Genomic DNA, 25,596 nt, shown 5'->3' with positions numbered 1-25,596 from the left:
GTTGGAGATGTCAGTATGGTCTTGCGAATCGCAATTACAGGAAGAGGTAATACTCCTGATCTATACGAGGTTATTCAGGTATTGGGACATTCGAAAGTAAGATCACGGTTAAAAATATAAGGATACCTTCATGTATTACAACAATATCATTATATGGAGATGTGAAGATGAGCTTAGCAACGATTATTATTCCCTCACATGACAGAGCTATGTTTTTGGATAATACATTAGCAGGGTTTTTATTGCAGACAGAACAAGATTTTGAAGTAATAGTTTCTGATAATGCTAGCACAGACTGTACAAAAAATGTCATTGATAAATATGTAGATAAATTAAAAATTAAATATCTGTATCATCATGAAAAGGGGGCTGCCGCAGCGAGAAATAAAGCTGTTGATATCGCTGAAGGCAAGTATTGCATACACATAGACAGCGATAGAATTCCTTGTCCAGTTTTTATTGAAGAACATATTAAAACCATTCAAACTAAACCGGGGACTGTTAGCATTGGATTTAAGCCGCTTATTTTGTCTAGATTCAGTAGAAACCTAAGAATATCCTATCCAGTAATGCTTGATTATCTTAAAAAAAACCCTTCTCTTCAAGAAGCAATCTTAACAAAAGAAGAATTCTCGATTTTTGATGCGGAGCATTTAATAAGTGATTTTAATGAAACAATTGAAAAAGCATATCTTTCCGAAACCCGTGACAATTATCAAGATGTAATAAATGTGTACTCCGAAAATCTTGTAAACTTTCACTTTCCGTGGATTTTGGCAACTACCGGAAATATGGGATATGAGAGAGAATTGGTTTCTAATATAGTGTTTGATGAAAAGTATTTAGGCTGGGGACTGGAAGATACGGATTTTTCATATCAACTTTATTTAAGCAACCATCAATTTATCTTCAATAAAAAAGCAATAAATTATCATCAAGCCCATGAACGTGGTGAAAATGAAAGTAAGGAACTAGCCCGGAATTTCTCTTATTTTCTAGAAAAGTATCCGACAATTGAAATTTTCCTATTTCTGAGATATTTTAAAGATCAGATCACCCTTTTTGAAGCAAATGAAATAATGGGTCAATTCTTCGAAAATAAAAACCCTCTTTTAATGAACGATTATATTGCATTAATGAAGGCTTTGCTTAAGGGATAAGCTGAATATCATTACAGATTACGCATTATAAATTGAAAATAGAATCAAAAAATGTTCAATAATGGTTCGCTAAAGACACGCCTCATCTATGTTTAGGTGTATTTATTCATCGGGAATCTTTGACCACACTTTGTGCCCATTATTGTTACAGAAATCAACGGCTTGTGCCAAGACAAACTATGCCAAAAGAAAAAAAGTGAATTACAACTCACATTCATTTTCAAATAAACTGTCCAGGAATAAAATTAGCGTCCACAAGAAGACCAAAGACTGGAGAAGATCGATTCTTTCCTCGATCGAATTCCCAGTCTTTTTGTCGTTGCGGCAGAACATAAATCTGGATTTTTAGCCTGTTTCTCGAATGATTGGACTTGTCGTACAAAGCCACTCCGGGAATAAGGCGGTTATTTCTGTCGATAGGGAGATTAGCGAAATAGTTCCTCTTTACTTGTGCTTTCACTGGCTTTCTCTGTTTGTATTTACTCGTTATGACTTTCCCGTTACTGTCCGATTCACAGCAATTTAATGATGTTATCAAAAGCTTGCCCCAGAGTGTAATGGATGCATTCGGAATCCAAGGGAATTTGACCAATGCAGTGGAATATATGGCTATGATTTTTTACAATTCTATCTACCTGTATTAACTGATGGCGTACACGATTCTGACAGCTTGCCAGTTAGTCAGTAGATTTGTAGATCGAGGATCAATGGCTTTTCTATTATCGACCCCAGTAACGAGAAGAAAGGTGATTAATGCTCAAGCAGCAGTTCTTGTAACCGGGCTTGTTGTATTGTGTCTATTCACCTATCTTGGAGGGTATTTCGGAGTACTTTCATTCGTTAATAACGGTGCATTTGATCTAGGTGTTTTTACGGAATCTAATAGTCCTGCTGATATTTCTTTTCATTGGATCTTATTCTTTCTTGTTCTCCTGTATATTCGATGAAGAGAAGACAGCCCTTGGAGCAGGTTTTGGGGTTACGCTATTATTCTATGGACTTGATATGGTCAGCAAATTGTCTGGGAATCTGTCATGGCTCAAATATTTACAACTCCCAACACAGCATTTTTGGGATCGGAATTCCAATAATCGTAATACCACTCCACCGTTTTTCTGATTCCTTCTTCAAGAGAAGTTTCTGCAGACCAATTGAGTATAGATCTTGCTTTTTCCGGTGAGAGGTGCTGGTGCAAGATTTCACTGTTTATTTGATGTTCGTACAGCGGTTCGATATGTTCAAGATTCGTGGCACGCTGAATGATTTCGATAACTTTTTTAATGTCCCACAACTTGCCTGTTCCAAAATTAAAAACGTCACCTTCTCCTTCTTTATCAACATAATCGTACATAGCCATGTAAGCGGCAATCAAGTCTTGAATATACAAGAAATCTCTCATGTATATTCCGTTTGAAGGGATTCTAATAACTGGGGGTAGTTTTGCATATAGCCGTTGTACGGTGCCGGGAATTAACCGACGATAATTCAAGTCGCCGCCTCCATAAATATTGCCGAAACGGCCTATTGCTATAGGCAAATTAAAGCTATGTCTATAACTTTGTGAAATAAGATCGGAACAAGACTTAGATACATCGTAGGGATTTCTGCCTTGGATAGGCAAATTTTCATCATAGGGGAGAATGGCACTGTCACCGTATACCTTGTCACTGGACGCGACTATTATTTTCGATATCTGGTATTGGTGAACACGGCAAACCTCTAGTAGATTATAGGTGCCCTTTACATTTGTTTCAAAAGTTTGCCATGGGATCTGGTAGGCCAAATCTTGAAGGGAAACGGCAGCGAGGTGAAAGACAGTGTTTATTTTTCCGTCTGTAATTGCACGTTCAATCAAGTTGTAGTCGGCAATAGAACCATAATAGCAACGAATCTCCTTGTCCAATCCCAGTTGTGCAAACTGGCTCCGCGGGTTGAACTCGCTCAAGATAGTGGTTACTTCTGCACCTTGATCAACGAGATGATGAGTTAGCCAGGCGCCTACAAATCCGGAAGCCCCTGTGACTAAAGCCCGGCAATCCGATAAAGAGTATTTCATTGTTAGAACCTCCCAAGTGTTATTGATAAGTCAAGAACGGGGGGTGAAATATCCATTTTTGTAGATAATATACCTCTTGCTAAGTAATTACAATATTTTTTTGAACCAATTAAATTCCATACATAGCCCAAAAGCGTATTGCTATTTCTAGGAAAATATGTATACAATAGCGACGAAATCAAATATGCCCTGGAGCTCACTTATAGGGATGTACAGCAACGGCAAATTCTCCGATGAGACTGAGTTCAACTGAGGTGGAATGAATGAAATTACAGTGAATAATGGAACTATAAATTTATAATCTGGAGATAAACAACGAGGATTAGTTTTAGCTTTCTGAGAGGTATTGTTAAAATGCCGAGTTTTATTGCCCTAGTCTTCACCATAACCATGTTAGGAATCAATGTTTCAGCAACCAATCCCTTTTTGTCTCTTTATTGTATTCAGCAGACGGGTATGAGCCCTTTGTCGTATGGTGTCCTGATGTCAATTACAATGATCTGCGGATTAATTATCAGTACAATAATCGGAAAAGCATCCGATTACAAATGCTTTATTCGCTTGGCTGGATCGCTGGGCCTTCAATCGGTTCACTGTTGGTCAACAAGTATAATTTTCATTCTCTTTTCCTTATAGTTGCAACTACTTATGTCTTTGTAAGCCTGTTAGCTTTAATTCTATTTCGTGGCGATAAAAAAACAATAACTGAAAAAGAAGTAAAGCAACCTGTTCATCTGGGGATATTTGTAAAGCAGCCGCAAATCTCCTCTGTTCTAAGCACATTTGTGCTGCTAAGCATTGCCTCTTCCATGAGTACTATCGTTTTGCCATTGTTTTTTTCAACTACTCTGCATGGTAATAACCAGCGGTTAGGTATAATCAGCTTCCCCGGAAAGCGATTCCCAAGTCTTACGTTTGTGTAGTAACGCTCCTGCGTATTGTGTCATAAGTCAGCACGTCCTGTGACCAAGGTATTCTTGGTGAACAGGGCGTTTTTTATTTATATATGGAATGTATATGTTTCATGCACTAAATGGTCTATTAATTTCTCGCTGTAACGAACGGATACCCGAAAGCGATACGTAGTATCGCTGCTTCGGAAGCATAAGCATTTAGTAGGAGAATAAAACTGTTTCCACTTGTATATTAAATTTTAACTTTGACATTCAAAGTAATCCCATATATTATAGCTAATATAATTAAAAATGATAATCATTATCACTACAACGATAACGATTATCAGGGATGCGGCTTTGATTACTATACATACAGGGGGATTTACAAAGTGAACAAAAGGTTATTGAGCTTAGTTATGCTTATAGTTGTCGTACTGGTTGCAGCAGGCTGTGGATCCAACAACACGAATAATTCAGCAGCTGATGGAGGAGCAGCCAACAATGCAGCCGCTACCAATGCTGGGGCTACCAATGCGCCAAGTGAAGCCGCAGCCGGACCGATTGTAGTTAAGGATTCCAAAGGTGAGGTAACTCTAGACAAACCTGCGCAAAAAGTTGTAGTACTGGAATGGACATTCACGGAAGATGTGATTGCGCTCGGTGTACAGCCGGTGGGCAATGCGGACAACGGAAACTATAAACTGTATGTGACCTCTGAAGCACCACTCGATGCTAGTGTAACTGATGTGGGCACACGCGGAGAACCGAATCTGGAGACGATTGCTGCCTTGAAGCCGGACTTGATTATTGCCAATACCGATAGCCACGAAGCCATCTATGAACAATTGAAGGGCATTGCGCCAACGCTGATTTTTGGTCTGTATCCGCCCGAAGGGCAAGGCGATCAATATACACAGATGGAAGATATCTTCAAAAACATTGCAGCAGCTCTAGGCAAAACAGCGGAAGGCGATAAGGTGCTCGCAGATTTGGATGCACATTATACAGATGCAAAGACCAAGCTGGCCGCAGCAGGCAAGGAAGGCTTGAATTATGTACTGACCCAGGCATACAGCTATCAGAATGCAGCGACGATGCGTCTTTTTACAGACAACTCCCTTGCTGTACAAACATTGGACCGGATTGGCCTGAAGAACGATTGGAAATCGGAAAAATTCGAGGCTTACGGATTCAGTACATCAACAGTTGAAGCTTTGCCGGCGGTTCAGGACACGAATCTCCTCTATATCGTCCAGAAGGATGATGATATTTTCTCGAATGAGCTGAAGGACAATTCCGTCTGGAAGGGCCTCAATTTTGTAAAAGAAAAACGCACCTACGGATTGGATAGCACCACATGGGTCTTCGGCGGTCCGGTATCCTCCAAAGTCCTTGTGGATCAAGTAGTAAATACATTGACGAAATGAGCAATTTGATGAATACCACAACGGGCAAAAGAAACTCACCCGGGATGATCTGGCGGCTGATTGGAATATTTGGGGGCGGCTTTGCCGCCCTCTTCGTTGTATTTATGCTCAGCCTCTGCTTTGGGGAGGCCAAGATCCCGGCAGCTACCGTATGGGATGGCCTGCTGCACCGCCAGGATATGATGGAGCATAATCTGCTCTGGGATATCCGGATGCCGCGTACAGTAATTGGTATTTTGGCCGGGGCCGCCCTTGCTGCGGCTGGTGCTTTACTGCAGACGATAACGAAAAACCCGCTCGCCTCCTCAGATACACTCGGGATCAATGCCGGGGCTTACTTTATGGTTGTGCTGGGCATGGTTGCTTTTCCGGCTATGCAGCAACAGTATCCATTACTGCTGGCGGCAGCGGGGGGATTGCTGGCAGCACTCGCTGCCTATGTCCTGAGCGGAGGACGTAAGGCCACACCTGTCCGCCTGGCTTTATCAGGTATGATCGTGTCCATGGTGCTCGGAGCGTTCACATCGGCTCTTCATATTTTCTTCCAAACGGAAACACAAAATTTATTTTTGTGGGGTTCAGGCTCTTTAATTCAGCTGGACTGGGACGGGGTGCGGTATGCCTGGCCTTTTGTCATTATACTTCTAGGAATTTCGGTGCTTGCAGCAAGGCAGTTCGATGCGCTTGAACTGGATGAATCTACCGCCCGTTCACTCGGTCAGCGGGTAGGCTTAACCCGGGCGGTGGGCCTTGGCATATCGGTGCTTATGGCCGCGATTGTGGTCAGTGTGGTTGGACCCATTGGCTTCGTCGGACTGGTCGCCCCCCATCTGGTCCGGCTTAGCGGGATCCGCAAGCATCGTCTGCTCATTCCCGCAAGTGCACTCTGGGGAGCACTGCTTATTACAACAGCAGATACTCTGGCCCGTATGGTGCGGAGCAATCTGGGGGAAATGCCTGTCGGTGCAGTGATGGCGATTATTGGAGCACCGTGGCTCATTTGGCTTGTGCTCACCAAGATGAAAAATATATCCGGTTCAGGCGCTGGTCAGGCATCGATGAATATAGGAGGGGCAGCGCTGCGTGTGCGTTTTGCTCCGACTGCGATATTTATGACCCTGCTGCTCGTCCTGACCATCCTTGTAAGCCTGTCACTTGGGGGAACCAGAATCCCAGTTTCTGATTTGCTGGAAAGTCTGGTGGGCGGAGGAGATCAAGCGTATTCCGTCCTGCTCCATTTACGGCTTCCCCGTACACTCGTGGCCGCTTGCGGCGGTATAGCATTGGCCATCAGCGGTGTTTTAATTCAAAGTGCTGTGCGAAATCCGCTCGCGGATGCCTCTATTATCGGGGTAACCTCTGGTGCAGGCTTTGGTGCACTAGCCGTGCTGGTGGTGTGGCCGGGACTCTCCATATTGGCCCTACCGGTTGCTGCTATAGCGGGTGGTGTTATCGCTGCAGCCTTTGTATTTACGCTGGCTTGGCGCAAATCCTTGAATCCTTCTGTTCTGATCCTGCTCGGAATCGCAGTCTCTGCCATCGGTTCAGCAGGAATACAAGCCATGATCGTCAAAGCAAGTCTGTGGAACAGTGCGGCTTTTATCTGGTTGACTGGTTCTACATATGGCCGGAGCTGGCAGCAATTTAATAGTCTATTTGTACTGCTGCTTGTACTTGTTCCTATAGCATACTATTTGGGCAGGAAGTTTGATTTGCTGGCCTTTGGTGATGAAAGTTCGACAGGCTTTGGGCTGCCGGTTCGCGGAACGAGGCTGTGGGCGATGATTATCGGTGTTTTGCTTGCTGCAGGAGCTGTTGCAAGCGTAGGAACGATCGGTTTTCTCGGACTCATGGCGCCGCATGCGGTGCGGATGATGATCGGGCATCACACCAGACGCTCCATTATTTTGTCAGGACTGCTTGGCGGCTTGCTGCTTGTCGTTGCTGATACGGTTGGGAGAACGGTCATCGCGCCGACAGAAATTCCGTCAGGCCTGATCATTATGCTGATCGGAGCACCGTATTTCCTGTTTCTGATGTACCGGTCGCTTGTTCATAAGTAAAGAAAAGAGCTGTCCGCGCACCAGACCTTATTCTATCCGGTAACGCGGCAGCTCTACAATAACGGAAGTGCCTTTGGTGAACTCACTCTCGATCCGTAACGTCCCGCCGTGCAGTTCGACAATTTCTTTGCAGATCGCAAGGCCGAGTCCGCTTCCCGATTGGCGTGATTTTCCTTTGAAGAATTTGGTCCCCAGCTTCTCCAGGTCGTCTTCTTCAATGCCTTCTCCGTTATCGGCAACGGTAATGATAATATGTGCTTCATTGGAAATGGCAGAGAGCCGGATTTCCCCTTGAGCCGGAGTGAATTTGAAGGCGTTGTCCAGCAAATTGACAAATACCTGCTTCAGGCGGTTGAAATCCCCGTCTACGGGCAACGGCTCATCCGGGATATCGGCATACAGGCGGATCTGTTTGGTGGACCCCCGGTATCTGAACTGCAGCAGCAAATCCTCCAGCAGCCCCCGCAGATCATAAGGTGTAAGCGTAAGCTTCATCTCACCAGCCTGAAACTTGGAGAAATCCAGCAGGTCCTCTACAAGTCCGATCAGGCGGTCCGTTTCACCGGTCATAACCTCAAGCCCCTGAAGCGTTTCTTCTGTTTCCGATAAATCCCCCACAAGCAGCGTTTCGCCCCAGCCCTTAATGGAAGTAAGAGGAGTGCGCAGCTCATGCGTGACGGAGGAGATGAAGTCGTATTTGATTTTTTCGCTTTTGACCATTTCCTCTGCCATGTAATTGAGAGTAACGGCCAGGGTGCCGACTTCATCGTCGTGCTGCTTGGTCGCTCTAACGGCAAAGTTGCCGGTAGCCATTTCTTTGGCGACAGTGGTCAACTGCTGAATCGGACCTACAATTCGTTTGGCGATAATGACACTCAGCAGGAAGCCGAAGGCAATGACCAGCAGTCCCACCCAGGCAGCGTTGATGAGTATCTTTACAATCACACTGTATAAAGGTTCTGCCGAGACAGAATAACGCAGTACGCCAATATTCGCTCCGGATTCTTTCAAGGCAATGGAAATGGCCAGAATCCGTTCTCCATTGCCCGGCGTCAGGCTCTGATAAGTCCCTTTGCCGCTGGCCAGAGCCGCTTTGACGTCGGGAGTGTCAATCCGCTCGGAGCTTGCGAAGCCGAAGGAATTGATAATCACATTTCCTTCCGGACTCAGTACTTCAACCTTGCTGCTCTCGTCTGGCGAGAGGTTCTCCAGTATATATCTGGCCCGTTCATTGATGGAGTAGCCCTCCAGATATTTATTGAAAAAGGTGGCAGAGGTTGTCGCCCGCGACGTTAGTGTCTCCATGGCGCTGCCCAGATAATAATAATGGACAGCCACAATAAATACCCCCTCCAGCAGGAGGACAATCAGGAGCAGAACAAGTGTGATATAGACTATTAGGCGGGACCGGATTCCCTTCAGCACGGTTGTACCCTCCATAAATAGCCGAATCCCCATACCGTTTCGAGGTATTGGGGTCCGGAAGCTTCCTGTTCGATCTTCTGGCGGATCCGGCTGATATTAACGTCTACAATCTTAAGCTCACCCATGAAATACTGACCCCACACGGAGGTCAGTATTTCATCACGGTTGACAGCTTTGCCCGGCTGCTCCATGAGCAGCTTCACAATGGAGTATTCCGTAGGGGTGAGGGGGATATCGATTGAATTCTTCAGTAATTTGCGTTCATCCAGCAGCAGTGTGAAGGGGGCCAGCTCAATATGGTTCTGTGGCAGGGGAGGCTCCTCCGGATACATGCGCCGGTACAGCGCCCGGACCCGTGCTGTGAGCTCAACGGGGCTGAACGGTTTCACAACATAATCGTCAGCGCCGGACTCTAGTCCCATAACCTTGTCAACCTCCTGGCTTTTGGCGGTCAGCATGATGATACCAAGCCGGGGAAACTGCCTGCGCAGTTCATCACACACTTGGAAGCCGCTGATTCCGGGAAGCATCAGGTCCACAATGGCAATATCGAAGTTTCTCTGTTCTCCGGCAATTGTCAGGGCTTCTTCGCCTGTGGCGGCTTCAACAACCTCCAAGCCCGCACGCTTCAAATTGATGCGCAGCAGATCGCGTATGGGCTTCTCATCTTCCAGTACGAGCACCTTCATGACTCCACTCCTTGTTATGGCCGGGGCTTCTGCGGCGTGCCGGCCAGCTGCTGTACTTCCTCCAGGGTCAGCTTCAGCTGCTCATACTCCTGGGATGCAGGTCCAGTCAGCTTGCTGCCTGCATTCGGTGATGGCAGCACGGCAACGAGCACCGTAGGCTCTGTTTCATCACTTGTATCTTGCAATTCGTATAGCAGCTTGTAGGAAGCCTTTGCCCCAATCAGCTCTGCTTCTGCCTTCTGCCAATCTTTCCGTGTCAGCAGGCGCAGCTCCAGCAGAGGGGCCTTTTCCCCGGAATTTGCGTTCTTGTAGATAAAGTTTATATGCTCCCATGGAGCAGGAGATTCCCTCGTAGGATCCAGCAGGTATTTGCCGGTCCAGGACCCTGGAATATGGAAATTGAATCCCCACCGGTCGAATTGCTCCTGCACGAGCTTAAGTCCTGTTTGGCCGTCCCATTGATAATATTTGGTGATAAAAGGAGTAGCCAGCGGCGCGAAGTTCTCTGAACCGGTTGGAGGGACAAGGAAGCCGATTTCAACGATTCCGTCTCCGTTCACATCCTCGCTGTACAGCGGATAATCTTTGATAGACAAGCTGCCTTCACCAAGTAAGCTGTCCGGTCCAGGAGCCCGGGGCTTCAGTACAAGGTTCTTGCTGCCCTCAAGTGCCGAATGCTGATAATCATCTGTTGCAAGTATATCAGTAAAAGCTCCATTCGCCCAAGTCAGGAGAGAGGTATAGGAAGCATGTGCGCCAACTGCAGCATCGATAATCAGTGCGTTTGCTGTAGGAGAGGCCTTGGCATACATCATTTGGATGACCGTTCCGCTAATCTTTTGGTCGGATAAACTCTGCTGCTTGCCTCCGTGTAGCCGTAATAACTGGAGACGGGATAGCGGCTGGTTATCTGTATCGACTGTGGACTGGAGCAAAGCGATATCCGTCTTCCCTTCGTTTGTCATATCCCCAACTGCCAGATAGTCATAAGGCTGCTTCAGAATCTCCGATAACTGGCCGCCGCTAAGACTATAGACTGACAACTCTCTGCTTAGGCCTTGACCCCCACTGAATCCTAACAGTACATCCGGCGCTCCGTCCGCTGTGACATCCGCATACTTTACATAGTCCAGCTCGCTGCCGACTCCGGTAATGTTGGTCAGCTTTTTCCATTCACCACCCGTCTTGGAAAGTACCAGGGTGTTGATTTCGTAGTCGGTTTTATCTGTTTTGTAAAAGGCCAGGATTTCTTCCTGCCCATCCTTGTCGAGATCCTGCAGCTGGATGGCACTGCTGGATTCGGAATGAACAGGTACGGTCAAGTGGGAGCCTGCAGGCAGGAAAGGCTGGACAATGCTTGTTATTGTTCCGTCTGCGTTTCCCTGGGAAGGAGCCTTAAGCAGGTCACTGGGAGTTTTCATTTCACTGCAGCCTGCCACCAGAACAGTGAATCCAAGAAGAGCGCTTAGCGCTGATTTTTTCATAACGTATAATCTCCTTTGTTAGGTCTGAGGCTAGTATATCCCAGGCCCTTCGCAAAGTAGTATCAAAATGGTAAAGGCTGCCTAACCTTCATTGTACACCCGCCTGTAACTCTGGGACCCTTGTCCATAATATTTCTTAAACGTTCTGCAGAAGTAGCTCGAATCGGCAAAGCCTTGCTAGCTCGGCTACGTTCAGGCGGCTGCCTCTTCGAGCTGTTAGTACGCAGGAAAAAATTCCTTATAATGAAAAAATAATAAAGTAAAAGAAGGAAAATACTTCCTTGTGTCGAAATTTGATAAGGGGAGGTGATTTCATGGCATATTATGCTGTTGAGGCTTTTGAAGCTCAAAATATTACGGAACTCAGTGATATGATCGATGAATTCATATCGGCAATGGTACAGGGGCAGCTTATAGATATCAAATATCAAGTGGTTCCCACTGCTGTAACAACAAATTCTGAGCACGGTGTTGGCTCAGATAGCAAGTACACGGCTCTGGTCATCTTTACAAAATAATAGACCATCCTGTAAATAAGCCGCCTCAGTTATGAATATAACTGAGGCGGCTTATTTATATGGATCAGCGGGGAAGCCCCTTCGTCTAAGCAATCGAAGCGTGGGGCTGGTACAGACTATTTTGACGAAGCGGAACGAGCTGTTTATAATTAATCGATAGATCAGCGCACCGGATAAGGGGACCCGAAATGGATATACATAATGAGGAATTAGGCTACATGATGTGGAGATTGACGAATAATTGGCAAAAGCTGATGAAGCAGAAGCTTCAGGAGGTGGACCTGACACATGTTCAGTTTGCTTTGCTGCGTTCATGCCATTCAATTAACGAACGGGGCGGTTCGGCTGGTGCCACACAGGTTCAGATTGCCCACGAATCCTACATGGACCCAATGATGGCATCAGAGGTACTGCGGACATTGGAGAAAAAAGGCTATGTCAACCGCGTGCCGCATCCCCAGGATACCCGGGCGAAACTGATCCGGCTTACGGAGCCGGGTGAAAATGTGATGGAACGGGCGAACCAAATTGTGCTGGAAGCGGATAAGACGTTTTTTTCGAAGCTGGGACCGGAGCTGGAAGGATTCATTAAACAATTGAGGCTGTTGATTGGATGAGCTGTAACCGGAAATGTCTTGACTCTAAATAATAAGTGAACATATAATAAATGAACATATTAAATATAAAGCTATATGGATAGGAAACTGGAGAGGAGCCCGTTTGTTAATGAATGAAGCAACACAAATTAAGGTTAAGTATAAGGTTATTCCCGTGCTCGTATCCTTGCTGCTGGGAGGATTCATCGGTCTGCTTAGTGAGACTATGATGAATGTGGCACTGCCCGTGCTGATGGAAAAATGGGGTCTTACAGCATCTACAGCGCAGTGGATTACAACAGGATATATCCTGGTGGTCAGTATTATTATGCCGGTTTCGGCGCTGCTTCTGCAGTGGTTTACGACCCGCCAGCTCTTCGGAACAGCGATTACACTGTTCATTGCAGGTACGCTCGCTGCGGGTTTTGCACCCGGATTTGAAATTCTGCTTGTGGGACGTCTCATTCAGGCGGCAGGAACCGCGATCCTGATGCCGGTCATTTTCAACACGGTACTAACGATTATTCCGCCAGCCAAAAGAGGGGCAGCGATGGGGATGGTCGGACTTGTCATGATGGTTGCACCTGCGCTTGGGCCCACCGTATCGGGACTGATTATAGATAAACTAAGCTGGCAATGGATGTTCTGGGGACTTATTCCGTTCCTCATTATCGACCTGGTAGTTGGACTGCTTAATATTGAGAATGTCGGCAAAATTACTAAACCGAAAATGGATGTCTTATCGTTAATCCTGTCGACAATTGCCTTTGGAGGAATCGTGTATGGACTCAGCAGTGCGGGTGAAGGCGAAGGCGGCTGGGGCAGCCCGGTAGTTATTGCGTCACTCGGGGCCGGAATGGTGGCACTCGTACTGTTCATCTGGCGTCAACTGACGATGAAGCAGCCGGTTATGAATCTGCGTGCATTCAAATATCCGATGTTCACGGCAGGTGCATTATTTATTGTTATCGGCTTTCTTACCATCTTCTCAACCTCGTATCTGCTGCCGATCTTTATGCAGGGTTCCCTGGCATTATCTGCTCTGTACGCCGGACTTCTGATGCTGCCTGCAGGGCTTATCAATGCGATTCTGTCCCCAATCATTGGGCGCAGCTTTGACAAAGCGGGTCCAAGGGTACTTGTCATTCCCGGTGTGATTATCCTCTGCGCAGCGATGTGGATGTTCACAGGAATCAGTATAAATACACCGATCTACCAGATTGTGTTACTGCATTGCTGTATGACCGTGGGAATCGCACTTACCTTGATGCCTGCCCAGACGAATGGCCTGAACCAGCTGCCCCGCGAACTGCATCCGCATGGTACAGCCATTATGAATACACTGCAGCAGCTTGCCAGTGCAGTCGGCACAGCTCTGATTGTAAGTGTGATGACCTCTGGTCAGAAGGATTATCTGCTTGCTCACACTGAAGCCACAGGACAGGAGCTTGCGGCTAACAGTCTGGCGGCAGGCGTGCATAATGCATTTATTCTGGCGGCAGCTATTACTGTATTCGGGCTCTTTGCCGGGTTCTTTGTCCGGCGGAGTATTATTCCGGGCCACCATCAGTCAGCGGAGGCGGCAACCGGAACGAAGAAGAAAGCAGCCGTCTAAACCGTCTGGTTCAGCCTCAGCTTTATTGCCTTACTTTAACTAGGAGCTTCGAGAACGATCTAAACATGCAGGGGCTGTCCAAAGTCATCAATTGACGGGGCAGCCTCTTTGTTGAACGGAAAAGAAGCGAAACCGTCATTGACATAGAAGTGTATAATAAGGAACTGAGATTATTATTTATTTTCAAGGGTAATATAACTTTAAAAAGTGATGGGTGAGGTTGATGATGTCTTCGGTAAAAAGATTTCTAATTGGACGGCCGCTGAAATCGGAACAGCTCGGCGAGCAGAAACTGAACAAAACCAAAGCGCTGGCGATTCTCTCTTCGGATGCTTTATCTTCGGTCGCTTACGGTCCTGAGCAAATTCTCCTGGTGCTGGTGACTCTCAGCGCTGCGGCATTCTGGTATTCAATCCCTATCGCGGCAGGGGTCCTCGTACTGCTGCTGGCTCTGATTTTATCTTACCGGCAGATTATTTTTGCTTATCCCCATGGTGGCGGAGCTTATGTGGTGTCTAAGGAAAACCTGGGGAAGTATCCGGGGCTTGTGGCCGGCGGCTCGCTGCTTGTGGACTACATATTAACGGTAGCTGTCAGCGTCTCGGCGGGAACAGATGCAATTACATCGGCTTTTCCAAGCCTGCATCCGTACAATGTAGTGATTGCCATTGTTTTTGTACTGCTTATTACCACCCTGAATCTGCGCGGGGTTACGGAATCGGCGTCCTTCCTGGCCTATCCGGTATATTTGTTCGTGCTTGCTTTATTTATCCTGATCGGTCTGGGTGTGTTCCATATTTTGACCGGCAGCGTGCCTTCCAATCTGCATACGCCTCTCGGCACACCGATAGCAGGAATCAGCCTGTTTCTGCTGCTGAAGGCCTTTTCTTCAGGAAGCTCGGCACTCACCGGGGTGGAGGCCATTTCCAATGCCATCCCCAACTTCAAGGCGCCTGCACCGAACAATGCAGCCAAAACATTGGTCGCTATGGGCTCACTGCTCGCAGTGTTATTTACAGGGATCGTATTCTTGGCGTATTACTACGGGATTACTCCTCAAGAGGATGCGACGGTAGTCTCAATTATCGCTGAACAGGTTTTTGGCCGGAACTTTATGTACTACTTTGTCCAGGGAACGACCGCTCTGATTCTGGTTCTGGCGGCCAATACCGGATATTCCGCATTTCCGCTGCTGGCCGTGAATTTGGCCAAGGATAAGTTCATTCCGCGTATGTTCACGGTCCGCGGGGACCGGCTGGGCTATTCTAACGGCATTCTTATACTGGGACTGCTGTCGATCCTGCTGATTATTGCTTTTGAAGGCCGGACCGAGCACCTGATTCCGCTGTATGCGGTGGGGGTGTTCATTCCGTTCACCCTCTCCCAGAGCGGAATGATGGTCAAATGGATCAGACAGAAGCCTCCAGGCTGGATGACCAAGTTCATCATCAATACAACCGGTGCGTTGATCAGCTTCATCGTTACGATGATGTTCTTCCTGACCAAATTTGCGCAGGTCTGGCCCGTTCTAATCTTTTTGCCGCTGATTATTCTGCTGTTCTACCGGATTCACAAGCATTATGAGGCTGTAGCGGATCAGCTCCGGATCTCTACCTGTGAGGCGGAGCCGCTGGCGATTGAAGGGAATATCATCATCCTGCCAGTTGCAGGAATCACTCATGTGGTGGAGAACTCGCTTCGCTACGCCAAATCACTTGGTGCCGAACAGATTATTGCGGTACATGTCCCGTTTGAACGGGAGGATGATGCGATATTTGAAGAAAAGTGGAAGAAATTCCATCCTGAAATCCGGCTGGTGACGCTGTATTCACCGTACCGCAGCATCATTCACCCGCTGACCAAGTTTATCGACACGGTCCAGCGCAAGGCGAGCGAATCGAAATATCAGGTGACGGTAATCGTGCCCCAGTTCATTCCAAAGAAAGGCTGGCACAATGTTCTGCATAACCAATCCAGCCTGCTACTCCGTGCGCATCTGCTGTACCGGCGGGATGTAATTATTACAACCGTGCCTTATCATTTGAAGAAATAACGGTAGTTCTATATTGTGGCTTAAATAGTATACACAATGCCCCCTGCCACCGGAATCATAACCGGAAGCAGGGGGTATTGCTGCGGATTGCAGAACTGTCCCAGCAGTGTGGGCATATGGTACACTCGGTCTATCGGCCTTTGAGGGCAAGGCTTGTTTTTAGGTAATAGCTTATGCTACAGGAATGGGGGAACGGCATTGAAGTGGAGAACATTGAGCATCCTGGGACTTGTGCTCCTAATGCTTGTTCTGGTGACGGGCTGCGCCAATGGGACGGCACATGTCACGGTGAAGAAGGACGGAGGCATGGATATTGCATTCAATCTCAAGCTGGATTCGCGTGTGGAGTCGCTGGCAGGCGGTACCATTGAGGATCTGCTTCGCAGCAGACTGCAGGCGGCAGGGATTGAACTGCACAAAACAAAAGTCGGCAAATCCACGGAATATCAATTTCTGAAATCCTACGCCTCCATACAGGATATGAAGCTGAATGCGGGAAGCCTTGATATTGTGGACACACAAGTAGATACCGAAAACAAGTGGCTGTACACCCGGTATGACGTGGTGGCCCAGTCCAAGCTGAACGCTTATTCTGATGAGATTCTAGACGCGCTTGAAACGCTGAGTGTACCCAAGTCGCTGGTCCGGTTGTTCATGCATAGCCAAGCAATGGCGTTCAAACTAACGCTGCCATACAATCTCTATGGTCCTAACAATGCTGACGAGCAGGATGGGAATACACTGACCTGGCACATCACCATGGCCGATTCCGAGCCGATGCGTCTGGTGGTGTATGTGCCGGACATCAGGAATATTGTGCTTGCCGGAGGTGCAGTTATTGTGCTGCTGGCGGCTGGAGTCCTTCTTTTCATCAGAAGAAGAAAATTGCGCAAGCCCAATGCCTAAACATCCTCCAATGCCTAAACATCCTCCAACGCCCAAAAAGCCGTGGTCCCAAGGAGCCTTCTCCTTCTGGGCCGCGGCTTTTTGAGAATAGTATGCCGGAATTCATAGGCTATATGCTATACATTCTTCCGTCAATAATCATCCGGCACCACCCGCTGCCTTGCGCCGGCATTCTCACGGTACTGGCCGGGGGTCATCCCTTCCTGCTTGCGGAACGAGCGGATGAAATTCTGCGAATTATTGTAACGCAGCCGGGCGGCGATATCCTTGATCGGCATGTCGGTCTCCTCCAGCCATTTCTTCGCCATCTTGAACCGGTACATGGCGAGGTATTCACTGAAGTAATACTGCGTCTCCTTGCGGAACACGCTGCTGATATAGTTGGCATTATAGTGCAGCCGGGAGGCACATTCCTCCAGGGTGAGGTCCTTGTCATAATCATGCTGGACGATATCGATCAGCTTCTCCGAGATATTATGGTACTGGGCATTCTGCCTGCTGCCAAAGATGCGGATCATCGGCTGGATGACCACCGTCCAGAACCAGTCCTCAATCTCGGCCACGATGTGGATATCCGTCAGCTCCTCGAATAACGAGCCGTTCACCGGATGAATCTGGCTCAGGCTGATCCCTGACTCCTGCATCATAATCAGGAGATTGTTGAGTAGGCGTGTCAGGGGAATCTGGCATTCCTGCGGGGATAGCCCCGGTGAGAAAATACAGCTGAACACCGTGTGCAGCAGGTCCTTTGCCTTCTCAGTATCCGCCAGCTTAATCGCGTCCATCAGGTCATTTTCCTTATGGGTGGGATAGCTCAGATTGAGATAATGGTTGCCGGAGTTGATATTTTCGTATTGAATAATGATGCCTTTACCCAGTGTGATCCGGTGTTTCAAGGCTTCGAGGCCTTCCTTGTACGCAATCGACATTTTATCGAAGGCATGGAAGGGCAGGCTGAGTCCGATACTGGCTTCCAGCTTCAGATAGTTGTTGATCTTTTGCTGCAGCGATTCGGTTAGTGAATAGAGTGTTTTGTGAAAAGACTCCGCATCGCTGTCTGCGCTCCCAATCAGTGTCACGACCGTATGGTCCATAATGACCGGGGCCAGCCGGTTACTGGAGGGGACCAGCTCTTCGATCATATTATGCACGGCGAACAGCAGCAGGCTGAGGTCTTTTTTCTGATAGCTGTTCTCCTCGGAGAAGTCGATGCTGGTCGTAATCACGGCCATGGTCTGCCATTCCTCCAGCTGGGGCTGGTATCCGAATTGCTCCAGCTCCTCAAGCAGCTCCCGCTTCTTGATATTCCCCTGAAAAGCCTTGATCAGGACAAAGGTGCGCACCTGCTGGATATGCTGGGCAACCTCCTTCTCGAGCTGGGACTTGGACTGGAACAGATGATGCACCTGTTCGCCGATGATCTGAAACTCATTCGTATGCCGTTTTCGGATATCGGGCCTACGCTGGCCCATCTGGTTCAGCAGACGTTCTATGGGTGTGTACATTTTGCGGGAGCCGAGCCAGGCCAGCAGAACGGAGAGCAGCAGCATCAGGGTACATACATATACGGTGTAGGTTCCGATTTTGTTAGACTCTTTGGTCAAACTTGCGATTGAAGTCACCGAAAGATAGATCCAGCCGTTTTGCTGGGAACGCGTATAGGTGATGGAATAATCCTTTTTGTCCATTACGGTCTCGAACTGCCCCGATGGGCTGGCGGCGCTGGAAATTTGCGCGAAATCCTTGAAGCCGCTGGCTGCAGCCGGCTGGCCGATCAGGCTGCGGTCCGGGTGCAGCAGAATCCGTCCGGAGCTGTCCAGAATGATAATGCTGTCCAGTGGCTGCAGATCGGAATTGATGAAATCCTGCAGGCTGCAGGCCGGAATATTGGCAATCGCCAGCCCGTATTTCTGCAGCTTGGTAGTGGGCAGCTTCTTGATCAGGCTGATGCTGTATTCGCACCCTGTGACGTTAATGCTCTCCTCGCTGTAGAACAGGGAAGCGGGATTCAGCACCCAGGAAGTTTCGTCAGGCAGATTAATCAGGTTGGTCAGCTGCTCGTAATTCTCGTATTCATTCAGACGGTAGAGCCCGGAATTTTTGATCATCCAGTTCTGCCGCTGGTTCAACAGGATCACATCCTCCAGCTTCGTATCAAAAGATTGCATATTGCGAATTTCTGTACGTATGTCATTATATAAAATGAAATCGGTTACATTTAATGGGTTGTTCAGAGCCTTTTTCAGTACGGAGGAGTTCACGACCTGATTTAAGGTTTGATTGACAGTAGCCAGCTTATGCTCTACATTTGATGTAATTTGTAAAATAAGTTCCATTTTGTTACGGTTAACATTTTTTTGAATTTCGCTGGAGGATGTGAAGTAAGAAAAAGAACCAATGAACAGCACAGGTAATGTGCTGAGGACAAAGGCGAAAATAGTTAATTTGTTCAGGAAGCTTAATTGTTTCAATAGATTCAGCACCTTTACATGAAGTAGAAGCAGTCGCCTGTCTTCAGTGTATGCATCACGAAGGATAATAACAATAATCATCTGGTGCCGCAATAATCATTTTCTCTATTTATCCCTATCAAATGCAATTTGTACATCTATTAGGAATGAAATGTATAATTTATAGGCCAGGAGGATACATGGATGTTCAGACCGGACTTGGGGTGCAGGGCTGCCCGATATAGCTGTGTGCTTGTTCTGCTTGTGATGATGATTATGTTAAGCGCTTGCAGCGGGGAGGATGCTGCAGGCAGCGGCTCCGGCGGAGAGGTTCCGTCGATTTCCATCCTGGCACCGCTCCATTTTCCCCAAACCCCTGCCAAGGACATCGTTGCGGAAATTGAGAAGCTGGCCGGTGTCCGGCTGGAGATTACCTGGGTTCCGGAGGGCGTCTATACCGACAAAATGAATACGGCGATGGCGACCGGTTCCCTGGGCAAGGTCACTTTTGTCAAGGTCACGGATTATAATCTGGTCAAAAATGCAATCCGCTCGGGGGCCTTCTGGGAGATTGGTCCCTATCTTAAGGATTTTCCGAATCTGAAGCAGCTGGACCCCTCGATTCTGAATCAGACTGCTGTGGACGGGAAGTTCTACGGTCTGTACACGGAGCGCCCATCCTCCAGACAAGGAATTATCATCCGCAAGGATTGGCTCGATCATCTCCATTTGAACAAACCGCAGACGCTGGAGGAGCTGTATAACGTCATCAAGGAGTTCACCTATAATGACCCCGACGGCAATGGTAAACCGGATACGCTCGGCCTGGTTGACCGCAATGATCTGGTGTATGGAGTGTTCAAGACGCTAAGCTCCTATTTCGGCACACCGAATAACTGGAAGCTGGTGAACGGCCGGTTCATCCCTGAATTTGAGACGCCTGAATATATGGATACGATGAACTTTATGAAGCAATTGTACAATGAAAAGATGATGAATCAGGATTTCGCCCTGACCAGCAAGGAGGTGCAGCGGGATAAGTTCATACGGGGCAGCGCTGGCATGTTCATAGGGAGTATGACCGATGTGCAGCGTCTCTCGATTGAGGCCCAGGCCATCAATCCCGCCGCCGAGCTGACCTTAATTAACCGGATACAAGGGCCGGATGGCTATAAGGTATGGTCCATTCCCAACTACAACGGACTCTATCTCTTTTCCAAAAAGGCCATTGCCACGGAGAAGGAGCTGAAGGAAGTACTCGGATTTTTTGACCGCACGATGGATAAGGATGTGGCCAATCTGATGAAATACGGATTTGAAGGGCGGCATTATCAGCTGGAGGACGGCAAAGTGATTCTCCCGGAGGAAACCTCGCAGCTGCGTGTGAATGAGGTGAGCCCGCTCTACTCCCTGATGATCGCGGATATCGGCAACAAGAACATTATGGAGGTGGCGCAAAAAGAGCAGCTGACCGCTCTCGCCGACCAGCTTAGCGAAGACAATGAGCACTTCCTGGTCGATGATCCGACCGTCAGCCTCAGCTCGCCAACCTTTGATGAAAAGAATACCGAGCTTTCGGCCATTATCGTGGATGCCACCTACAATTATATCCTGGGCAATATCTCCGCCGAAGGCTTCCGCCAGGAGGTAGAGAAGTGGAAGGCAGGCGGCGGCAATCTGATTATTCAGGAGTATGGGGAGGCTGCTGCTGCTGAACTCCATTCGAACTTTTTTCCGTGACATATTACAGGGAGGCAAAGCCCCAAAGGCAAGCTTTCTCGTTATTTTCATGTTTGTCGTCAGTTTTCTTTGTGCTTGTATTGCTGATGACCATCATCTACACCCTGTACAGGTGCCATACTATATTGATATATTCGCCCCTTCTCTTTGCGGTAGAAATATCTATTGTCTTTATCATCATTGAAAATAACAGTTGTACTTACCAATGGGGCCTTTCCAACTTGTGTATATATTTTATTTATATCTATTTTTGTGTAACCTCTTTGGTTAAATAAGTAAGATTGAATTTCTTGATTCATTTTATTTTTATACATTTGGAGGCTTATTGTAGCTCCTAATACAAGTAATATAATTATTGAAACGAATGAAGTTATTATTTTTTTTGTCATAAAACCATCCCTTATTTCAAAAAAACAGATGTTTATTTACATAAAAATGGAATAAACTATATTGTACATATTAACATATTAGTTAATAAAATGGATCGAATTTCAAGAGTTTGTCTGTCCATTCTGTTTCTGCCAGGAATAAGCTTGCTTCCTGCCCCCGCCGCAGATTGATGTGGCGGTTTTTTTCTGCTCTTCCTCCCTGCATTGAACTTAAAACCACCCGCAAGGGAGGTGGGAGTGGCGAGGGGAAGTTTGGAACTGTAGGAGCGTGAGCGTCCGCCTTTGTCTCCGGATGTTATCCGCTGAAAGCGAATATAATCCAAAACATCTGGAGACAACAGCGGCCGAAAGTCTAAACATTCCCCGCAGCCACGCCCGCCACCTCCCACGCCCGTCCAGCTTTCAGTTCAATGCTCCCGTTACCACGATAATCATTTTCCCAGAACCCCCGCAGAAAGGCCCCTTTATGAGCAAATGATTGTATTCGTAACCTCCTGGACGCTGTAATGTGAGGCTTGTAACCAATACAAGTTAAACGGAGGTCAAATTGGCATGAACAAAAAATCCTTCACCCTGCTCCTGTCTGCACTGCTCACGTTCAGCATGTTGACAGCGTGTTCAGGAAACAACAACAAGAATAACGAAGCATCCCCGAGCAATGCGGGCACCAGCGGCGGAACAGACACCGCAACGAAGGCACCGGAGCCGGAGAAACCGACAGAGATCAAGATTATGCTTCCACTGAACACGTCAGAGACTCCACCGGATACGATTAAGACGGAAGTGGAGAAGTTAACGAATACGAAGCTCACCTATCAGTTCTACCCGGCGGATACGTATGAAGAGAAACTGAACTCCTCGTTCGCTACGGGCTCCCTGCCGCAGGTTACGTATTTGAAGAACCAGACCACTTTCCTCCAGATGAAAGAGTCGATCAAGGACGGGCAGTTCTGGGAGATCGGACCACTCTTAAGCGAGTTCCCGAATCTCAATAAGCTGAAACCTGAAATCCTGAACAATACCAAGGTGGACGGCAAGCTGTATACCCTGTACATTGGACGGCCGCTGGCACGCCAGGGCATCATTTACCGCAAAGACTGGGCCGACAAGCTGGGCCTGAAGCCGCCGGCGAATGTGGATGAGCTGTTTGCCATGGCCAAGGCGTTCACGGAGCAGGACCCGGACGGCAACGGCAACAAAGATACCATAGGTATCGTGGACCGTAACGAACTGGTCTATGGTGCATTCAAAACCGTATCCTCCTGGTTCGGCACACCGAACAACTGGGGAGAGAAGGATGGACAGCTGGAGCCGGAATTTACGTTCCCGCAGTATTTCGACACGATGGATTTCTTCAAAAAAGCCCGCGATGCTGGCTACATGAACCAGGATTTCGCGGCAACCAGTAAAACCGATGCTGTAAAAATGTTCGTCAGCGGCAAAGCGGGGATGTATATCGGCGGCTCGATGCAGGATATTGATACCTTGAACAAAGACCTGATTAAGAATTTCCCGGATGCCGTGCTGGATACGCACAGTATGGTTGCCGGACCGGACGGAAAGTTCGCGCAATGGATGATTCCGGGCTATAACAATGTCGTGTTGTTCCCGAAATCTGCAGTCAAGGATGAGGGTGAACTGAAGAAGATTCTGGCGTTCTATGACAAGATGATGACTCCTGAGGTTGCCAACCTGATGTACTGGGGCATTGAAGGGACCCACTACACTGTCGTAGACGGCAGAGCCAAACCTGCCGATGACAAAGAGCTGATCGAGCGCGAGGTTAAGGGCTACAAGGACAGTGTGATTGGTGAAACGGAGACAAATGGCATGTACCAAAGCTTGAATGTCCTGCCAGGCCGAATCCACGCTGAAGAATTGCTGCTGGAGAATGTGAAGGTAGGTGTGGCAGATCCTACGGCTGCACTGGATTCACCTACCTATACTTCCAAGGGCGTAGAGCTTCAGCAGATCATTACAGATGCGACTTACAAATATATGTACGGACAAATCGACAAGGCCGGATTCGAAAAAGAAGTGCAGGCCTGGAAAGACCGCGGCGGCCAGAAAATTATTGAAGAATACAATGCTGTGTATAAGAAATAGGCAGCAGTTTTTTAGTAAGTGAATACAAATGAAGCTGAAAAGGCTGCTAACAACGGTAGTTCAGCAGTCTTTTTGGATTCTCTTGGCGCGCCGGCAGTCAGGCACCAATTATGAAGCAGAAAGGAAGAGTATTATGCAGGAAGTCTCCGCTCAGCCTGGTGTGGTTCCCGAGCTGAAGCCCAAGAGCTACAAGAGCAGCAGTGAGCTCAAAAAACGTCTGTGGAGAAACAAATTGCTCTACGTCATGCTGATTCCGGGCGTTCTGTACTTTGTGGTTTTTAAATACTTGCCGATGTACGGTTTGATCATCTCGTTTCAGGATTACAAGCCTTACCAGGGGATAACAGGAAGTGAATGGGTGGGGCTGAAGCATTTCCACCGGTTATTTTCAGAGCCGGATTTCCTTAATATCCTCGGGAACACCTTGATTTTGTTCGGAATGAATATTTTATTTTACTTTCCGGTTCCGATTATCCTGGCGTTAATGTTGAATGAACTGAGAGGCAGCTTTTTCAAAAGAACCTTTCAGACGCTCATCTATTTGCCCCATTTTATGTCCTGGGTTATCGTTGTTTCGATTTCTTTTGTCATGGTTACGATGGATGGCGGGATTATCAACGAGCTGCTGGCCTATTTCGGTTTCGAAAAGATCAATTTCCTGCTGAATCCCGGCTGGTTCAGGCCGATGTATATCCTTCAAGTTATTTGGCGGGAAGCGGGCTGGGGAACGATTATTTATCTGGCTTCGATTGCGGCTATCGACCCCGGGCTCTATGAAGCTGCACGCATGGACGGTGCCGGACGGCTCAGACAAATCTGGCATATTACCCTCCCGGCGATCCGCGGCGTCATCATTACATTGCTTATTCTGAAAATTGGTTCCGTGCTCGATCTTGGATTTGAACATGTGTATCTGATGCTGAACTCCATGAATCGAGAGGTTGCGGAAATTATTGATACGTATGTGTACACGGCAGGACTCAGACAAGGGCAGTTCAGCTATAGTACGGCTATCGGATTCTTCAAATCCGTGATCGGACTGATTATGGTTATGTCGGTCAACAAATTGTCCAAGAAAATGGGCGAAGAAGGCGTTTATTGAGAACCAGCGGGAGGAATTGAAATGGTAGAAGATCGCACGATCGGCGGAAGAATCTTTTCTGCTGTGAACTTTACACTGCTTGCCCTCATTACCCTGATCACCGTGCTGCCGTTTGTGCACGTGGTTGCCGGCTCATTCACTACAAGTGCTGAGATTGCAGCCAACAAGTTTGTGCTGATTCCCAAGGTGTGGAGCCTTGAAGCGTATAAGTTCATTTTCTCGACGGACACGATTTTTAGAGCAATGGGTGTCTCTATAGGGGTTACACTCGTTGGCACACTGTTCAGTATGTTCATCACTGCCCTTATGGCCTATGGCCTCTCCAGAAGGGATCTGGACGGGCGCAATGTCTTCAACTTTCTCGTAGTGTTCACGATGCTGTTCCATGGCGGAATGATTCCCACCTTCCTGGTGGTGAAGGAGCTGGGTCTGATCGACTCGTATGCGGCCCTGATTCTGCCTTCGGCGATTAGTGCATTCAATATGATTATCCTGAAAAACTTCTTTCAGAATATCCCAGAAGGTCTTGAAGAATCGGCTAAAATCGACGGCTGCAACGACTTCGGCATCCTGTTCCGGATTGTACTGCCCTTGTCCTTGCCGGCGATTGCAACGATTTCCCTGTTCTATGCTGTTACTTACTGGAACACCTACATGACTGCGATCCTATATCTGGATAATAGTGCGAAATGGCCTATTCAGGTGCTGCTCCGGCAAATCGTGGTGCTCGCGAGCGGGATGGACTACAGTTCCTCACTGGATGCGACCAATCCGCCGCCGGATCAGACGATTAAGATGGCGGTTATCGTGGTAGCCACGTTGCCGATTCTGATGGTCTATCCGTTCCTGCAGAAGCATTTTGCCAAGGGAGCTATGCTGGGATCGATGAAGGGTTAGTAAGAGGTGCGGAGGGGAGATTTG

The 25,596-nt window shown here is 47.7% G+C and carries 21 protein-coding genes and 1 pseudogene; 15 read left to right on the top strand and 7 right to left on the bottom strand.

Going from position 1 to position 25,596, the window contains the following annotated elements; all coding sequences use genetic code 11:
* Nucleotides 1–15: 15 nt before the first annotated feature.
* The 3 genes from ACTJKB_RS19230 (at nucleotide 16) to ACTJKB_RS19220 (ending at nucleotide 2,107) form a co-directional block, all read left to right on the top strand.
* On the top strand, nucleotides 16–120 hold the full coding sequence (locus tag ACTJKB_RS19230) for a hypothetical protein (protein WP_440836010.1): 105 nt from the start codon (nucleotides 16–18) through the stop codon (nucleotides 118–120).
* A gap of 47 nt (nucleotides 121–167) precedes the next feature.
* On the top strand, nucleotides 168–1,160 hold the full coding sequence (locus ACTJKB_RS19225; protein WP_440836003.1) for a glycosyltransferase: 993 nt from the start codon (nucleotides 168–170) through the stop codon (nucleotides 1,158–1,160).
* 647 nt (nucleotides 1,161–1,807) lie between these two features.
* Complete coding sequence (locus tag ACTJKB_RS19220; protein ID WP_440836002.1) at nucleotides 1,808–2,107, top strand: ABC transporter permease subunit; 300 nt, start codon at nucleotides 1,808–1,810, stop codon at nucleotides 2,105–2,107.
* Between the two features lie 92 nt (nucleotides 2,108–2,199).
* Here ACTJKB_RS19220 and ACTJKB_RS19215 read toward each other — a convergent pair whose 3' ends face one another.
* Nucleotides 2,200–3,216: a GDP-mannose 4,6-dehydratase gene (locus tag ACTJKB_RS19215; RefSeq protein ID WP_440836001.1), complete on the bottom strand. Its 1,017-nt coding sequence runs from the start codon at nucleotides 3,214–3,216 to the stop codon at nucleotides 2,200–2,202.
* Nucleotides 3,217–3,764: 548 nt separating this feature from the next.
* Between ACTJKB_RS19215 and ACTJKB_RS19210 the strand changes: the two genes are divergently transcribed.
* The 3 genes from ACTJKB_RS19210 to ACTJKB_RS19200 all read left to right on the top strand — a co-directional run bounded on the left by ACTJKB_RS19210 (nucleotide 3,765) and on the right by ACTJKB_RS19200 (nucleotide 7,602).
* Nucleotides 3,765–4,139 (top strand): MFS transporter, encoded by a 375-nt coding sequence (locus tag ACTJKB_RS19210; RefSeq protein WP_440836000.1) that lies wholly within the window; start codon nucleotides 3,765–3,767, stop codon nucleotides 4,137–4,139.
* Between the two features lie 362 nt (nucleotides 4,140–4,501).
* A complete protein-coding gene (locus ACTJKB_RS19205) occupies nucleotides 4,502–5,539 on the top strand; it encodes an ABC transporter substrate-binding protein (protein WP_440835999.1) in 1,038 nt (345 codons plus the stop codon).
* Between the two features lie 8 nt (nucleotides 5,540–5,547).
* Complete coding sequence (locus ACTJKB_RS19200) at nucleotides 5,548–7,602, top strand: iron ABC transporter permease (RefSeq protein ID WP_440835998.1); 2,055 nt, start codon at nucleotides 5,548–5,550, stop codon at nucleotides 7,600–7,602.
* A gap of 27 nt (nucleotides 7,603–7,629) precedes the next feature.
* Here the strand turns inward: ACTJKB_RS19200 and ACTJKB_RS19195 are convergent, their stop codons facing one another.
* The 4 genes and pseudogenes from ACTJKB_RS19195 to ACTJKB_RS19180 all read right to left on the bottom strand — a co-directional run.
* Entirely contained in the window at nucleotides 7,630–9,027 is a 1,398-nt protein-coding gene (locus tag ACTJKB_RS19195; protein WP_440835997.1) for a sensor histidine kinase, read from the bottom strand.
* The gene (locus ACTJKB_RS19190; protein ID WP_440835996.1) at nucleotides 9,021–9,716 is read right to left on the bottom strand and encodes a response regulator transcription factor; all 696 of its coding nucleotides are present in this window, start codon (nucleotides 9,714–9,716) and stop codon (nucleotides 9,021–9,023) included. The genes ACTJKB_RS19195 and ACTJKB_RS19190 overlap by 7 nt, the downstream gene beginning before the upstream one ends.
* A 14-nt stretch (nucleotides 9,717–9,730) precedes the next feature.
* Nucleotides 9,731–11,200 (bottom strand): VCBS repeat-containing protein, encoded by a 1,470-nt coding sequence (locus tag ACTJKB_RS19185; protein ID WP_440835995.1) that lies wholly within the window; start codon nucleotides 11,198–11,200, stop codon nucleotides 9,731–9,733.
* Nucleotides 11,201–11,281: 81 nt separating this feature from the next.
* Nucleotides 11,282–11,365 (bottom strand): annotated as a pseudogene (locus ACTJKB_RS19180) (hypothetical protein); the annotation flags it as partial.
* Nucleotides 11,366–11,514: 149 nt separating this feature from the next.
* On the opposite strand from ACTJKB_RS19180, the gene ACTJKB_RS19175 reads away from it, so the two are divergent.
* The 5 genes from ACTJKB_RS19175 to ACTJKB_RS19155 all read left to right on the top strand — a co-directional run bounded on the left by ACTJKB_RS19175 (nucleotide 11,515) and on the right by ACTJKB_RS19155 (nucleotide 16,888).
* On the top strand, nucleotides 11,515–11,718 hold the full coding sequence (locus ACTJKB_RS19175; RefSeq protein WP_440835994.1) for a sporulation protein Cse60: 204 nt from the start codon (nucleotides 11,515–11,517) through the stop codon (nucleotides 11,716–11,718).
* 188 nt (nucleotides 11,719–11,906) lie between these two features.
* Nucleotides 11,907–12,335, top strand: a complete 429-nt coding sequence (locus ACTJKB_RS19170; RefSeq protein ID WP_440835993.1) for a MarR family winged helix-turn-helix transcriptional regulator — start codon at nucleotides 11,907–11,909, stop codon at nucleotides 12,333–12,335.
* A 103-nt stretch (nucleotides 12,336–12,438) separates the two neighbouring features.
* Entirely contained in the window at nucleotides 12,439–13,929 is a 1,491-nt protein-coding gene (locus ACTJKB_RS19165) for an MDR family MFS transporter (RefSeq protein ID WP_440835992.1), read from the top strand.
* Nucleotides 13,930–14,152: 223 nt separating this feature from the next.
* Nucleotides 14,153–15,982, top strand: a complete 1,830-nt coding sequence (locus tag ACTJKB_RS19160) for an APC family permease (RefSeq protein ID WP_440836009.1) — start codon at nucleotides 14,153–14,155, stop codon at nucleotides 15,980–15,982.
* Between the two features lie 198 nt (nucleotides 15,983–16,180).
* Complete coding sequence (locus ACTJKB_RS19155) at nucleotides 16,181–16,888, top strand: hypothetical protein (RefSeq protein WP_440835991.1); 708 nt, start codon at nucleotides 16,181–16,183, stop codon at nucleotides 16,886–16,888.
* 131 nt (nucleotides 16,889–17,019) lie between these two features.
* Here the strand turns inward: ACTJKB_RS19155 and ACTJKB_RS19150 are convergent, their stop codons facing one another.
* Complete coding sequence (locus ACTJKB_RS19150) at nucleotides 17,020–19,359, bottom strand: AraC family transcriptional regulator (protein WP_440835990.1); 2,340 nt, start codon at nucleotides 19,357–19,359, stop codon at nucleotides 17,020–17,022.
* Between the two features lie 183 nt (nucleotides 19,360–19,542).
* Between ACTJKB_RS19150 and ACTJKB_RS19145 the strand changes: the two genes are divergently transcribed.
* On the top strand, nucleotides 19,543–21,078 hold the full coding sequence (locus tag ACTJKB_RS19145) for an extracellular solute-binding protein (RefSeq protein WP_440835989.1): 1,536 nt from the start codon (nucleotides 19,543–19,545) through the stop codon (nucleotides 21,076–21,078).
* Between the two features lie 59 nt (nucleotides 21,079–21,137).
* Here the strand turns inward: ACTJKB_RS19145 and ACTJKB_RS19140 are convergent, their stop codons facing one another.
* On the bottom strand, nucleotides 21,138–21,467 hold the full coding sequence (locus tag ACTJKB_RS19140) for a DUF3139 domain-containing protein (RefSeq protein ID WP_440835988.1): 330 nt from the start codon (nucleotides 21,465–21,467) through the stop codon (nucleotides 21,138–21,140).
* 552 nt (nucleotides 21,468–22,019) lie between these two features.
* On the opposite strand from ACTJKB_RS19140, the gene ACTJKB_RS19135 reads away from it, so the two are divergent.
* The 3 genes from ACTJKB_RS19135 to ACTJKB_RS19125 all read left to right on the top strand — a co-directional run bounded on the left by ACTJKB_RS19135 (nucleotide 22,020) and on the right by ACTJKB_RS19125 (nucleotide 25,572).
* Nucleotides 22,020–23,573, top strand: a complete 1,554-nt coding sequence (locus ACTJKB_RS19135; protein WP_440835987.1) for an extracellular solute-binding protein — start codon at nucleotides 22,020–22,022, stop codon at nucleotides 23,571–23,573.
* Between the two features lie 133 nt (nucleotides 23,574–23,706).
* Nucleotides 23,707–24,675 (top strand): ABC transporter permease, encoded by a 969-nt coding sequence (locus ACTJKB_RS19130; RefSeq protein WP_440836008.1) that lies wholly within the window; start codon nucleotides 23,707–23,709, stop codon nucleotides 24,673–24,675.
* A 21-nt stretch (nucleotides 24,676–24,696) separates the two neighbouring features.
* The gene (locus ACTJKB_RS19125) at nucleotides 24,697–25,572 is read left to right on the top strand and encodes a carbohydrate ABC transporter permease (RefSeq protein ID WP_440835986.1); all 876 of its coding nucleotides are present in this window, start codon (nucleotides 24,697–24,699) and stop codon (nucleotides 25,570–25,572) included.
* Nucleotides 25,573–25,596 lie beyond the last annotated feature (24 nt).

It is taken from the genome of Paenibacillus sp. 22594, assembly GCF_052044425.1.
Classification (GTDB): Bacteria; Bacillota; Bacilli; order Paenibacillales; family Paenibacillaceae; genus Paenibacillus_AQ.
Note: the sequence above shows the minus strand (reverse complement) of the source record. Positions and strands in the feature narration are given on the sequence as shown.

Coding starts and splice junctions, on each gene's coding strand:
- ACTJKB_RS19230 (WP_440836010.1), top strand. CDS start 16: ATGGTCTTGCGAATCGCAATTACAGGAAGAGGTAATACTCCTGATCTA.
- ACTJKB_RS19225 (WP_440836003.1), top strand. CDS start 168: ATGAGCTTAGCAACGATTATTATTCCCTCACATGACAGAGCTATGTTT.
- ACTJKB_RS19220 (WP_440836002.1), top strand. CDS start 1,808: ATGGCGTACACGATTCTGACAGCTTGCCAGTTAGTCAGTAGATTTGTA.
- ACTJKB_RS19215 (WP_440836001.1), bottom strand. CDS start 3,216: ATGAAATACTCTTTATCGGATTGCCGGGCTTTAGTCACAGGGGCTTCC.
- ACTJKB_RS19210 (WP_440836000.1), top strand. CDS start 3,765: ATGCTTTATTCGCTTGGCTGGATCGCTGGGCCTTCAATCGGTTCACTG.
- ACTJKB_RS19200 (WP_440835998.1), top strand. CDS start 5,548: ATGAATACCACAACGGGCAAAAGAAACTCACCCGGGATGATCTGGCGG.
- ACTJKB_RS19190 (WP_440835996.1), bottom strand. CDS start 9,716: ATGAAGGTGCTCGTACTGGAAGATGAGAAGCCCATACGCGATCTGCTG.
- ACTJKB_RS19185 (WP_440835995.1), bottom strand. CDS start 11,200: ATGAAAAAATCAGCGCTAAGCGCTCTTCTTGGATTCACTGTTCTGGTG.
- ACTJKB_RS19175 (WP_440835994.1), top strand. CDS start 11,515: ATGGCATATTATGCTGTTGAGGCTTTTGAAGCTCAAAATATTACGGAA.
- ACTJKB_RS19170 (WP_440835993.1), top strand. CDS start 11,907: ATGGATATACATAATGAGGAATTAGGCTACATGATGTGGAGATTGACG.
- ACTJKB_RS19160 (WP_440836009.1), top strand. CDS start 14,153: ATGATGTCTTCGGTAAAAAGATTTCTAATTGGACGGCCGCTGAAATCG.
- ACTJKB_RS19145 (WP_440835989.1), top strand. CDS start 19,543: ATGTTCAGACCGGACTTGGGGTGCAGGGCTGCCCGATATAGCTGTGTG.
- ACTJKB_RS19140 (WP_440835988.1), bottom strand. CDS start 21,467: ATGACAAAAAAAATAATAACTTCATTCGTTTCAATAATTATATTACTT.
- ACTJKB_RS19135 (WP_440835987.1), top strand. CDS start 22,020: ATGAACAAAAAATCCTTCACCCTGCTCCTGTCTGCACTGCTCACGTTC.
- ACTJKB_RS19130 (WP_440836008.1), top strand. CDS start 23,707: ATGCAGGAAGTCTCCGCTCAGCCTGGTGTGGTTCCCGAGCTGAAGCCC.
- ACTJKB_RS19125 (WP_440835986.1), top strand. CDS start 24,697: ATGGTAGAAGATCGCACGATCGGCGGAAGAATCTTTTCTGCTGTGAAC.